At 76.1% G+C, this 12,695-nt stretch carries 7 protein-coding genes; 4 read left to right on the top strand and 3 right to left on the bottom strand.

Translation table 11 applies throughout. The features are described from left to right. Nucleotides 1–202: 202 nt before the first annotated feature. Nucleotides 203–2,203 carry a peptidoglycan DD-metalloendopeptidase family protein gene (locus ACFYMP_RS24880; protein WP_388861619.1) on the bottom strand — a complete coding sequence of 667 codons (2,001 nt, stop codon included), beginning with the start codon at nt 2,201–2,203 and terminating at the stop codon, nt 203–205. Nucleotides 2,204–3,178: 975 nt separating this feature from the next. Here ACFYMP_RS24880 and ACFYMP_RS24875 point away from each other — a divergent pair. After that, on the top strand, nt 3,179–3,589 hold the full coding sequence (locus tag ACFYMP_RS24875) for a cobalamin B12-binding domain-containing protein (RefSeq protein WP_388861617.1): 411 nt from the start codon (nt 3,179–3,181) through the stop codon (nt 3,587–3,589). Between the two features lie 464 nt (nt 3,590–4,053). Here the strand turns inward: ACFYMP_RS24875 and ACFYMP_RS24870 are convergent, their stop codons facing one another. Continuing rightward, a complete protein-coding gene (locus ACFYMP_RS24870) occupies nt 4,054–5,709 on the bottom strand; it encodes a DUF5691 domain-containing protein (RefSeq protein ID WP_388861615.1) in 1,656 nt (551 codons plus the stop codon). A 113-nt stretch (nt 5,710–5,822) separates the two neighbouring features. Beyond that, nucleotides 5,823–7,217 (bottom strand): SWIM zinc finger family protein, encoded by a 1,395-nt coding sequence (locus ACFYMP_RS24865; protein WP_388861613.1) that lies wholly within the window; start codon nt 7,215–7,217, stop codon nt 5,823–5,825. A gap of 123 nt (nt 7,218–7,340) precedes the next feature. Here ACFYMP_RS24865 and ACFYMP_RS24860 point away from each other — a divergent pair, with 123 nt between their 5' ends. Genes ACFYMP_RS24860 through ACFYMP_RS24850 form a run of 3 tightly spaced genes read left to right on the top strand, consistent with a single transcriptional unit; the run spans nt 7,341 to nt 12,470 of the window. Beyond that, nucleotides 7,341–8,492 (top strand): AAA family ATPase, encoded by a 1,152-nt coding sequence (locus ACFYMP_RS24860; protein WP_388861611.1) that lies wholly within the window; start codon nt 7,341–7,343, stop codon nt 8,490–8,492. After that, nucleotides 8,489–11,137: a DUF5682 family protein gene (locus tag ACFYMP_RS24855; protein WP_388861609.1), complete on the top strand. Its 2,649-nt coding sequence runs from the start codon at nt 8,489–8,491 to the stop codon at nt 11,135–11,137. Before ACFYMP_RS24860 ends, ACFYMP_RS24855 begins: the two co-directional genes overlap by 4 nt. A 49-nt stretch (nt 11,138–11,186) precedes the next feature. Further along, the gene (locus ACFYMP_RS24850) at nt 11,187–12,470 is read left to right on the top strand and encodes a vWA domain-containing protein (protein WP_388861607.1); all 1,284 of its coding nucleotides are present in this window, start codon (nt 11,187–11,189) and stop codon (nt 12,468–12,470) included. Nucleotides 12,471–12,695: the final 225 nt, after the last annotated feature.

Here is a 12,695-nt window from a genome sequence, read left to right as displayed (position 1 = left end):
CCCCACCCGACGGGGCTGCTGCGGCGTCCCGCCCCGGACGAGCAGCTCTCGGGGGGGGGGGCCCCGGGGGCCCGGCCCCGGGCCCCCGCCCGCTGGGTCCGGCGCGGCCGGTCCGGCTTGTCGGGCCCGCCGCCCCGGACCCAGCGGACGGTCCCGCTCGTTGCTCGTTGCCGGCGCCCGGGTGGTGGGGCGGCGGGCCGGGTCAGGTCGGGTCGATGCCGTGGCTGCGCAGCCACGGGAGCGGGTCGATCGCCGCGCCCGCCCCGGGTCGTACCTCGAAGTGCATGTGCGGGCCGGTGGAGTTGCCGGAGTTGCCGGAGCGGGCGATGACCTCGCCCGCCTTCACCGCCGTGCCGCTGGGCAGGGTGGTCCCCGACAGGTGGCAGTACCACGTCTCGGTACCGTCCTTGGCCGTCACGATCGCCATGTTGCCGTAGGCGCTGTTCCACTGACTGCGGACGGTGCCGTCCGTCGCGGCCATGACCGCGCTGCCGTACGACACCGGGAAGTCGATGCCCGTGTGCTGCGACATCCAGTTGACGCCCGCCTGGCCGAAGTAGGCGCTCAGCCCGTGCTGGGCGACGGGCATGGCGAACTTGGGGCGTTCGCGTTCCTTGCGGGCGGCCTCGGCGACGGCCGCCTTGTGCTCGGCCTCCTTCTTCGCCTTGAGGTCGATGCGTTCCTGGGTGCGGCTGGCCCGGTCGGCGACGTCGTCGGCGGCCGCCGAGAGCTTCGCGAGCTGTGTGTCGAGCTTGTTGTTGGCGACCGCGGGCTTCACCGGTTCGGGGCTGCTCGACGCCCCCGTCTCCTTGCCGTCCCCGCCGAAGTCTCCCACCGAGGCGGCGGCGACCCCCGCGACGCCCATCACACAGGCCGAGGGCACGGCGATCGTCAGCAGCGCCGACCGTTTCGCCGGCATCCGGCGGCGGTTCCTGCCCCGGCCCGGCTGCTCCTCCCTGCCACCGAGCACGACCGGGCCCTCGGCGTCCCCCGCCGGCCGGGTGGCCGAGCCGGTCGTCGCACCGGACGGGACGAAGGCGGAAGGGCGCGAGGAAGACGCGGACGCGCCCGGGGCGGCGGCCCGGCCGGGCGTGTCGCCGGAGTCCCGGAAGCGGGCGTCCCCGGGGGCGCCCCCGTCGGCCGCCTCGCGCTCCCCGGTGCGCTCTTCGGTCTCCTCGCCGGGCGCGGAAGCGGTGTCCGCCTGGCCGGACGGGGGGACCACCGGCACGCGCGCGGTGTGCGACTCCGGCGCGTCCTCCACCGGGTGCGCGCGGTGCGCGGGCTCCCAGGTCCGCGCGTCCCACTCGCCGCTGTGCGCGGGAGGCGACTGCGCGGGGACCCCGGCCGGCGACGGCGACTGCTGGGGGAGACTCCCGGTGTCGTAGCCCTCGGGGTCGCCGGTGTGCGCGCTGCGCCCGGCGTGTCCTTCGTACGCCTCGTGCGGCTCGTGTCGCTCGTAGGGTTCGTGTCGCTCGTACGGCTCGTGTCGCTCGTACGGCTCGTACGGTTCGTAGGAGAGGGAGAAGCCCTGGCCGCCGAGGGTGTCGTACCGCTGCTGGGACGAGAGGTTCCACTGCCCGCTGTCGGGGCCGCCGGTGTCGGGGCTTCCGGTGTCGTACGGGCCGGGCGCGGGTGCTCCCGTCCGGAAGCCCGTCGGCCGGCCGACGGCCGGCCAGCCGCCCGTGGCGTACGCACCGGTCTCGTAGGCGGTCGTGCCGTAGGAACCGGCCGGGTAGGAGCCGGTCTCCTGGGAACCGGTCCCGTACGAACCGGCGTCGTAGGCCCCGGTGGAGTGGGGCGCCGTGTCGTGGGCGCCGGTCCCGTAGGGGTGCGGGGCGTAGTTTCCGGTGTCGTACGTGCCGGTGTCGTACGTCCCGGTGTCGTACGTCCCTGTGCCGTACTGCGGCGGCGCGTATGCCCCGGTCGCGAACGCCCCGGTGTCATAGGGGCTTTGACGGTCGCCGTGGGCGGGGTGGCCGGCGGGCCCGTCCTGCGCGGGGGCCTGCCCGGGAGGGGCGTAGGGGTCCGTGGGGCAGGCGCCGTACGCCTCGTACGGCGCGCCGCCCGTGAACGCGTACTGCGGGTCCTGGTAGCGCTCCCCGTACCCGTCGGAACCCTGCGGGGTGTACGCCGTGGGGGAGGCGTATGTGGCGCCGGGAGCCGGTGCCGGGGAGGTGGTCCCCGACGGGTGACGGTCGTTCACCAGCGTCTCTTTCGCCTCGACGGCAGGGGCCGGGAAGCACGCTCCCCGGGGGTGGAACAGTGCGGCGACTGTACCCGCCGGTCTGTGGCCCGGACAATCTTCCACAGGTTTCGGGCAGGGGGGAAACGGGCATTCGACGGCCTTTCGGGGAACAGCGGACGGCTCAAGGCGCCCGGGTTCGAAGCGTGTTCGATTTTTCCGCGCCTCTGGGTAGCGCCGTGGTCAAGGCTTGCCGGTCCGGGGCGGTCGCGGGATCGAAAGGTGTTCCCTCGTGTCGGGGGGGTGGGGGGGGGGGGGGGGGGGACCCGCCCCCCCCCCCCCGCGGCGCCGGGGGGGGGGCCCGGCCCGCCACCCAGCGCGCCGCGGCGGTGGGGGTGGGGGGGGGGGTGTTTGGGGGGGGGGGGGGGGGGGGGGGGGGTGTGTTGGGGGGCCGCGGGGGGGGGGGGGGCGGGGGCCGGGCCCCCCCCCCCCCCCGACACGGGGTGCGGCTCGGGGTCTTCCACTCCGTCGATACCGGGCAGGCGGTGACGTGTGTGCGGGGGTGCCGCGTGTGTGGTGGGTGCGACAGCAGGTCCTGGCGGGGGCGGGGCGGGCGACTTGGCCGCGCGGTGCGGTGGGGTGAACGGCCGCTTCACGGCGGGCGGATGCCCGGGGGCGGGCCTCGGGGGTCCGGCGGGGGGCCTGGACCGCGCGTCCGTTCCCCTGTTCCACCGCTGTTCCACCGCCCACCGCGCCGTGCGGCTGACGGCGCGGTGGGCGGCGACCGAGCGGCTCCCGGTACGCGTGCCTCCCCGGGCTCCCGGCGCGGGGCGGTACGTCAAGTGCGTGTCCCGCGTGTGATTTCCCCCTCTGTCTGTGTCGCGAAACCGCCCCGTGCGGGAAGCTGTGGATAACGTTCGTTCACTTCCCCGCACCGGTGCGGTACGGGGCACGCCGGGCTCGTCGGGGTGCGGCGGTCGGTACAGGGAGGCAGTGATGAGTGTGGCAACCGGACCGATCCGTGTGGTCGTCGCCAAACCGGGGCTCGACGGACACGATCGCGGGGCCAAGGTCATCGCGCGGGCGCTGCGCGACGCCGGTATGGAGGTCATCTACACGGGACTGCACCAGACCCCCGAGCAGATCGTGGACACCGCCATCCAGGAGGACGCCGACGCGATCGGCATGTCCATCCTCTCCGGAGCCCACAACACGCTGTTCGCCCGTGTCATCGAACTGCTCGCGGAGCGCGACGCGCAGGACATCAAGGTGTTCGGCGGCGGGATCATCCCGGAGGCGGACATCGCGCCGCTGAAGGAGAAGGGCGTCGCGGAGATCTTCACCCCCGGAGCCACGACCGCCTCGATCGTGGACTGGGTCACCAGCCACGTACGGCAGCCGGCCTGACCCCGCGACGAACCCCGGCCCCGCCGCGCCGCTCCTGCCCTTCGTCCCGCTCCGGGCGCCGCCGCTGCCAGCGGGCGGCGCGCTCTTCTTTCGCGGGTGCTTCGCGGGTGCTTCGCGGGTGCTTCGCGGGTGCTTCGCGGCTACTTCGAGGGTGCTTCGCGGGTGAGTTGGCGGGTGGGCGTCGACGCCCAGTGCCCCGCCGCCGAACCGGGCCGGATCTCCTTAAGCCCGGCGGAGCCGTTCGCACACGAGGAACGCCACGTGGTCCAGGACCTCCCAGGTGCCGGTGCCGGTGCCGGTGCCGCTGCGGATAGGGGTGGGCGTGGTGGGCGGCTACGGAGCGGGCACGGCGGGGCGGCGCGGGGTCGCGCGGAAGGGCGGGGAGCACGGGGGCGGCCCCCGTCCGGTGGTCCGGCGTCCACACCGCCCCTCCCTCTGCGCTCCCCGCCCCGCACCGCCCCGCCTCAGGGGCGCGGTCGCGGCACTGCCTCCGCCGCCCCCTCCCGTCCCTCCAGTTCGCGGCGCATCTCGTCCCGTAGGCGCAGGGTGCTCACCAGCCTCTGGAACGCCTCGACCCAGTACGCACCCGATCCGGGCCGGGTGTCCGGTGGTTCGGCGGTGGCGGCGGCCAGGGACTCCAGGCGGTCGGCCTCCGCCGGGTCCAGGCAGCGTTCGGCGAGACCCATCACCCCGCTGAAACTCCACGGGTAACTCCCGCTGTCCCTGGCTATGTTCAGGGCGTCCACCACGGCCCGGCCGAGCGCCCCGTGCCACGGCACCGCGCAGCCGCCCAGCAGCTGGAAGGCTTCCGACAGTCCGTGCGCGGCCACGAAGAGGGCCACCCACTCGGCGCGCTCCTCGTCCGGCAGGGCGGCGAGCAGCCGCGCCCGTTCCGCGAGCGACACCGCCCCCGGGCCCGCCGCCTGGGGTGAGCCCGGCGCGCCCAGCAGGGCCCGCGACCAGGCGACGTCCCCCTGACGTACGGCGGCCCGGCACCACGCCGCGTGCAGTTCGCCCTGCCAGCCGTCCGCGACCGGCATCGCCACGATCCCGGCGGGTGAGGCCCCACCGAACCGTTCCGTCCATGTGGAGAGGGGGGCGGCCTCCACGATCTGGCCCAGCCACCAGGAGCGTTCGCCCCGGCCCGAGGGCGGTTTCGCGACCACGCCGTCCCGCTCCATCGCGGCGTCGCACGCGTGCGGGGCCTCGACCGCGATGCCCGGACCGGGGCCCGTGATCCGGTCGGGGGCGACACAGGTCGCCGCCCGCCGCGCCATCCGGCCCGCGAGGGCCGACTCCGGCAGCGCGGAGAGCAGTTCGGCCGCGAGCGCCCGGACGTTGCGGCTGCGGTCGGCCAGCGCCTGTTCGAGGAAGGGCTCGTCCGCCGGTGACAGCCCCGTCCGCAGGGAGTCCACGAACATCAGGCGGTCCTCGGCCCGCTCCGTGCGCCACGTGCCGGCCAGCAGGTCCAGCGCGGCCGCCGGGTCCTCCGTACGCAAGCGGCCCAGGAGCGCGACCCGTTCGGCGAACAGCCCTTCCTCCCACAGCCGTCGCACCGCCGCCCCGCGTTCGCCCGGCGGCAGGGCCGGATCGCCGTCCACGGCCGTGCGCAGGACGTACTTCCAGTCGGGGTTGAGCCGTGCCAGCCAGCGGGCGCGCGGTCCCGCGAAGGCCAGCGCGGCAGGGCGCAGATCCGTACGGGCACGGGCCGCGTCCAGGAGAGCCGGGAGGAGTTCGGCGGGTGCGGCGAAGCCGAGGCTGCCCGCGAGCGCCAGCCACTGCGGCAGCAACTCGGTCAGGTCGGGGGCGCTGCCCCGGCCCCCGCCCCCGCCGCCCCGGTCGGCCAGCAGCAGAGCGAGACGGCGGCGCGCGGCGGCCGGCAGCGGCGGGCGGGTGTCCGGATCGCTCACCTCCAGGGGCGGGGCGGCGGGCGCCGGGCACACCCCCGCCCTGCGGCGCACCGTGTGCAGGGCCGCGGCGTCGAGCAGCGCCGCGGGACCGTCGGCCGCCGTGCCCGACGCGGGCAGTGGACGGCGGTCCGTGCCCAGGAGCGCCGTGGTCACGAGGTGCTCCCAGGACAGGGCCTCTACCTCAGGGGCGGGCGAGTGCGCGGGGGACAAGGTCGTACCTCCTTGAGCAGAAGCAGAAGCAGAAGCAGAAGCAGAAGATGGGGGCGGGGTGGGGACGGGGAGGTGGCGGGCAGGGGACCCGGGCCCCCCGCTTCCGCACCCCCTCACCACAGCGCCGTTATCCCGCCCCCTCGCTCCCCTCCCGGATCTCCCCCCGGGGTTCCTTCCGCGCCCCAGGCGGCCAGGGGATGGAAGCCCCGGTGGCCGAGTTCGCCGAAGACCGTCAGCGGGTGGCCGCCCGACAGGGAGACCAGGCGCCACAGGTGTGAGGAGGAGCGGGACCGCGGGGTCAGGGGCAGGGCCAGCCCGGAGGCCGGGTCGGTGAGCTGCCAGCCGGACGGGGTGGGGGCCGGGACGACCGCGGCCAGGGTGGCCGGCCAGGACTCCAGCCAGGGGTCCTCGCGCAGGGCCCTGCCGTAGGCGGCCGTCGCCTCCTGCGGGGACACGCCCTCGGGGCGGGCCGTCGAGGCGGTCGCCGGGCCGAGGCGCTCCCCGAGGTCGGCCCGCACCTGCGCGGGGCCGGGGCGCGCCGTGAGCAGCGCCTCGACGGACAGGCCCACGGGCAGGGCCAGTTCCGGGGCCCGGCCGGCCGCGCCGTAGGAGAGGAGGAGCGCGGTGCGGCCCGTGCGGGCGCCGTGCAGCCACACCCGGCGGGTCGTGAGCCGCGCGTCCGCCGTGTCGTACTGCGCGAGAACCAGCCACGCATCGCGCTCCGCCACCGCGTCCGGGGCGGCGGCGGCCGGCAGGCCGACCCGGCCCGCGACCGTCGCCGCCAGCGCGGGCGGCAGCGTCTCGCGGTGCAGCCATCCCTGTACCAGCAGGTGCAGTTGGGCGCACTCCTCCAGCAGCCGCACCGGCCATCCCGGGCCGGAGCCCGGTATCGCGCCCAGTTCCCGCACCCGGGAGGCGAGGCCCTTGGCCTGCGCGTCCACCATGCGGGCGGCGGCCTCCTCCCACATCCCGTACCCGGACCGCTCGGCCGCCGCGAGACCGCCGCGCAACAGGTCGCTCAGGCGCTGCTCCAGCTCCGTCGCGCCCGCCGTGATCCGTTCGGCGCGGCGCTCGGCCCGCTTACGGGCCGCCTCCGGGTCGGCCGGCGCGGCGGCGCCCTGGACCCCGCCCTGCCCCTGGCCGGCCGCGGCCTCCGCCGCCTTCGCGCGGCGTGCCGACAGCCACTGCCCGGCCCACTCCGGCGGCTCCCCGGCCGCGATCGCGGACGGGCCCGCCGACCACAGCAGCAGGAGCCCCAGCGCGTGCTTGCACGGGAACTTCCTGCTCGGGCAACTGCACTTATAAGCGGGCCCCGACAGGTCCACCACCGTCTGGTACGGCTTGCTGCCGCTTCCCTTGCACAGGCCCCACACCTCCCCCTCGTCCGTCGAACCGGTACCCGACCACGGTCCCGCCGCGCCGAGCTTGCTTCCCGCTTTGCGCGACGGAGCGTCAGGAGCCAGTGCCAGCACCTGATCCGCCGTCCAGCGCACCCCCTGCGAAGTCATGCCACGAACGTAGGGCCCGCCACTGACAATCAGTCATCGTCGCAGGTCAGAGCTGGTTTCCGGTCAATTGTCAGTGGCGTGATGCACCGTGGGACACACATCCGAACCGGAGGGGGACCCACCATGACCATGCCCACGCAGTCCGTCGGGGAGAGCGCCGCGGCCAGTCCGGCCGGCGCGGGCGCGGCAGCGGCCGAGGAGGCTCTGCGGCCGCACGCGGAGGACGCCTTCGCGCACGAACTCGCCGCGCTCGCCGCGCAGGACGACCGCCCCCGTCCGGCCCGGTGGCGGCTCTCGCCGTGGGCGGTCGCCACGTACCTGCTCGGCGGGACCCTGCCGGACGGCACGGTGATCACGCCCAAGTACGTCGGCCCGCGCCGCATCGTCGAGGTCGCCGTCACGACCCTCGCGACCGACCGGGCGCTGCTGCTGCTCGGCGTCCCCGGCACCGCCAAGACCTGGGTCTCCGAGCACCTCGCCGCGGCCGTCAGCGGTGACTCCACACTCCTCGTCCAGGGCACCGCGGGGACCCCGGAGGAGGCCATCAGGTACGGCTGGAACTACGCGCAGCTCCTCGCCCACGGCCCCAGCAGGGACGCGCTGGTGCCGAGCCCCGTCATGCGGGCCATGGCCGAGGGGATGACCGCGCGCGTCGAGGAACTGACCCGTATCCCCGCCGACGTGCAGGACACCCTGATCACGATCCTGTCGGAGAAGACGCTCCCGATCCCCGAACTCGGCGCGGAGACGCAGGCCGTGCGCGGCTTCAACCTCATCGCGACCGCCAACGACCGGGACCGGGGCGTCAACGACCTGTCGAGCGCGCTGCGCCGCCGCTTCAACACCGTCGTCCTGCCGCTGCCCGAGAGCGTCGAGGCCGAGGTCGACATCGTCTCCCGGCGCGTCGACCAGCTCGGGCGCTCCCTCGACCTGCCGTCCGCGCCCGCCGGGGCCGACGAGATCCGCCGGGTCGTCACCGTCTTCCGGGAGCTGCGCGACGGGGTCACCGCCGACGGCCGGACGAAGATCAAGTCGCCGAGCGGGACCCTCTCCACGGCCGAGGCCATCTCCGTCGTGGCCGGCGGGCTCGCGCTCGCCGCGCACTTCGGTGACGGCCGGCTGCGCGCCGGGGACGTCGCCGCCGGCATCCTCGGCGCGGTGGTCCGCGACCCGGCCGCCGACCGCGTCGTGTGGCAGGAGTACCTGGAGGCCGTCGTGCGCGAGCGCGAGGGCTGGAAGGACTTCTACCGCGCCTGCCGCGAGGTGAGCGCGTGAGTGCCCGCCCGCTCCTGCTCGGGGTCCGCCACCACGGGCCCGGCTCCGCCCGCGCCGTGCGCGCCGCGCTCGACCGGGCCAGGCCCGCCGTCGTCCTCGTCGAGGGACCGCCCGAGGCGGACGCCCTCGTCGGCCTGGTCGCCGACCCCGGCATGCGCCCGCCGGTCGCCCTGCTCGCGCACGTCACCGACGACCCGGCCCGCTCCGCCTTCTGGCCGTTCGCCGAGTTCTCCCCGGAGTGGACGGCGCTGCGCTGGGCCTGCGAGAACAAGGTGCCCGCCCGCTTCATCGACCTGCCCGCCGCCCACAGCCTCGCCCTGGGCGCGGCCGGGCCGGACGGGGACGCCGGCGAGAACCGGGACCGGGAGGACGGGGACGGTGACGAGGCGGACGCGGTCCGGGACGGGGGACCGGCGCCCGAGGCGGTCCGGATCGACCCGCTCGCCGTCCTCGCCGAGACCGCCGGTTACGACGACGCCGAACGCTGGTGGGAGGACGTCGTGGAACACCGGGGCACACGGGAGGGCGCGCGGGCCACCGGAGGCGACAGCGCCCCCGCCGCCCGCGCCGTCCCGTCCGGCCGGCCCGAAGCACCCGGCCCCTCCGGCTCCCTCAGTCCGTCCGACCCGTCCGACCCGTCCGACCCGTCCGACCCGTCCGACCCGTCCGGTCCTGCCGATCCGTTCGGTCCGTTCGAGGCGATCGCCGAGGCGATGGGCGCGCTGCGCGAGACGTACGGGGACGGCGGGCACCCGCGCGACCTGCTGCGCGAGGCGCACATGCGGCTGCGGGTCAGGGCGGCCGAGAAGGAGTTCGGGGCCGGCGCCGTGGCCGTCGTGTGCGGGGCCTGGCACGTTCCCGCGCTCGCCGCCAGGACCACGCTCACCGCCGACCGCGCCCTGCTCAAGGGGCTGCCCAGGGCCAAGGTCGAGATGACCTGGGTGCCGTGGACGCACCGCAGGCTCTCCCGCTTCAGCGGCTACGGCGCCGGCATCGACTCGCCCGGCTGGTACGGCCACCTCCACGAGGCCCCCGACCGGCCCGTCGAGCGCTGGATGACCAAGGTCGCCGGACTGCTGCGCGACGAGGACCGCATGGTGTCCTCGGCGCACGTCATCGAGGCCGTACGGCTCGCCGGGACCCTCGCCGTGATGCGCGGCCGGCCGCTGCCCGGACTCACCGAGGCGACCGACGCGGTGCGGGCCGTGATGTGCGAGGGCTCGGAGGTGCCGCTCGCCCTGATCCACGAACGGCTCGTCGTCGGCGAGGTCCTCGGTGAGGTCCCCGACTCCGCGCCCGCCGTCCCGCTGCAACGCGACCTCGTCCGCCTCCAGCGCTCCCTGCGCCTCAGACCGGAAGCCCTGGAACGCGAACTCGAACTCGACCTGCGCAAGGACACCGACTCCGCGCGCAGCCGCCTCCTGCACCGGCTGCGGCTGCTCGGCGTCGACTGGGGCGAACCGGCCGCCTCGCGCGGCAGCACCGGCACCTTCCGGGAGACCTGGCGCCTGCGCTGGGAACCGGAACTCTCCGTACGGGTCGCCGAGGCCGGCGGGTGGGGCACGACGGTGCACGGGGCGGCGACCGCGAGAGCCGTGGCCGTGGCCACCGAGGCGCGCACCCTCAGCGAGGTGACCGCGCTCGCCGAACAGTGCCTGCCGGCCGGCCTGTCCGAGGCGCTGCCCGCCGTGATGCGGGCGCTCGCCGACCGCGCGGCGCTCGACACCGACGTCGGCCGGCTCGCCCAGGCGCTGCCCGCCCTGGTCCGCACCCTGCGCTACGGGGACGTGCGCGGCACCGACACCGCCGCCCTCGGCGAGGTCGCCACCGGGCTCGCCGAACGCGTCTTCGTCGGACTGCCCCCGGCCTGCGCGGCGCTCGACGCGGACGGCGCGGCGGCCGTGCGCGAGCACGTCGACGCGGTGCACTCCGCGATCTCCCTGCTCGCCGAGTCCGCGCGGACGGCGGGCACGGAACAACCGTCCGCGGCGACCGCCACCCCGGCCGCTTCCGAGCCCCCGGCCTCTCCCCAGCCCCCGGCCGCTCCCGATTCCCCGGCCGCTTCCGCCGCGCGGGCCCGTGCCGCCGCGCTGCCCGGCCGCTGGCACGGCGTGCTGCGCGTGCTGTCCGAACGGGACACCGTGGCCGGGGTGATCCGCGGGCGCTGCGCGCGACTGCTGCTGGACGTCGGGGAGCTGACGGACGAGGCGGCGGCACGGCTCATGGGGCTCGCCCTGTCGCCCGGCACCCCGCCGGACGAGGCGGCCGCGTGGATCGACGGGTTCGTCGGCGGCGGCGCCACCGGCGGCGGGATGCTGCTGGTCCACGACGAACGGCTGCTCGGCCTGGTCGACGCCTGGCTCGGCTCCGTCCCCGCCGGGTCCTTCACCGACGTACTGCCGCTGCTGCGCCGCACCTTCTCCGCCTACGAGCCCGGGGTGCGCCGCAGCCTCGGCGAGCTGGTGCGGCGCGGGCCGGGCACGGCCGGGGGCGCCGGCGGGCCCGCGGGCGAGGCGCTGCCCGGCTTCGGGCCGCGGCTCGACCCGGAGCGGGCGGCGGCCGTCGTCCCCGTACTGCGGCTGCTCCTCGGCCACCGGGACGCCGGGGCGCCCCCGCCCGGACGACCGCGCGTGGAGGCCTGTTGACCGCCCCCGCCCCGCACCCCTCCGACCAGCCGACGACGGGAAGACGACGATGACCTCCACCCCCGGAACGCCCACACCCACCGCGCCGTACGCCACCGCGCCGGACGCCACCGCGCCGCACGCCCCTGCCCCGGACCCCGCCCACGTCGCGGGCCCCGGCGGCGATCCCGAGCGGCTGCGCCGCTGGCGGCTCGTGCTCGGCGGGGACGGCGGGGCCGACGGCACCGGCGCCGCACTCGCGGGCGAGGACGCGGCGATGGACAAGGCGCTCGCCGCGCTCTACGGGCAGCGCGGCGAGGGCAGCGGCGGCGGGCGCGCTGGAGGCGGCCGGCGCGGGGCGGGGCTCGGCGGCTCCGCGCCGAACGTCGCGCGCTGGCTCGGCGACATCCGCACGTACTTCCCCAGCTCCGTCGTCCAGGTCATGCAGCGCGACGCGATCGACCGGCTCGGGCTGTCCGCGCTGCTCCTGGAGCCCGAGATGCTGGAGGCCGTCGAGGCCGACGTCCACCTCGTCGGCACCCTGCTCTCCCTCAACAAGGCGATGCCCGAGACGACGAAGGAGACCGCGCGGGCCGTCGTGCGCAAGGTCGTGGAGGACATCGAGAAACGGCTCGCCTCCCGCACCCGCTCGACGCTCACCGGCGCCCTCGACCGCAGCGCGCGCGTCAGCCGGCCCCGCCACCACGACATCGACTGGAACCGCACGATCGCGGCCAACCTCAAGAACTACCTGCCCGAGTACCGCACGATCGTGCCCGAGCGGCTCATCGGCTACGGGCGGGCCGCCCAGTCCGTGAAGAAGGACGTCGTGCTGTGCATCGACCAGTCGGGCTCGATGGCGGCCTCCGTCGTGTACGCCTCGGTGTTCGGCGCGGTCCTCGCCTCGATGCGCTCGCTCGCGACCCGGCTGGTCGTCTTCGACACGGCCGTCGTCGACCTCACCGACCAGCTCGACGACCCGGTCGACGTGCTCTTCGGCACCCAGCTCGGCGGCGGCACCGACATCAACCGGGCGCTCGCCTACTGCCAGTCGAAGATCACCCGCCCCGCCGAGACCGTCGTCGTCCTCATCAGCGACCTCTACGAGGGCGGCATCCGGGACGAGATGCTCAAGCGGGTCGCGGCCATGAAGGCGGCCGGGGTGCAGTTCGTGGCGCTGCTCGCGCTGTCCGACGAGGGCGCCCCCGCCTACGACCGGGAGCACGCCGCGGCCCTCGCCGAACTGGGCGCCCCGGCCTTCGCGTGCACCCCCGACCTGTTCCCCGAGGTGATGGCCGCCGCGATAGAGAAGCGCCCCCTGCCGGTACCGGACACGGCGAGCGGCGCGCGGTAGCGGGGCGCCGCGGGGCAGGGCGGACGGGACCCGTGTACCCGGACCACCCGCGCTTCCGGACCCCTCGTACACCCGCGCGATCCGTACGTCCGGACGGCCGGGAGGTGCCGGGCGAGGGGCGCCGTCCGGGCACAGAGTGCCGGGGGCGACGGCACTCTGTGACAGGTATCACCGGCTGTCCGCCGTCCGCGATTTACGGAGCCCGCACAGACGGCGATAGCCTGG

Origin of the sequence: Streptomyces sp. NPDC007088, assembly GCF_042869355.1 — a bacterium.
In the GTDB taxonomy this organism is placed as follows: Bacteria; Actinomycetota; Actinomycetes; order Streptomycetales; family Streptomycetaceae; genus Streptomyces.
This window is presented reverse-complemented; position numbering and strand designations above follow the sequence as displayed.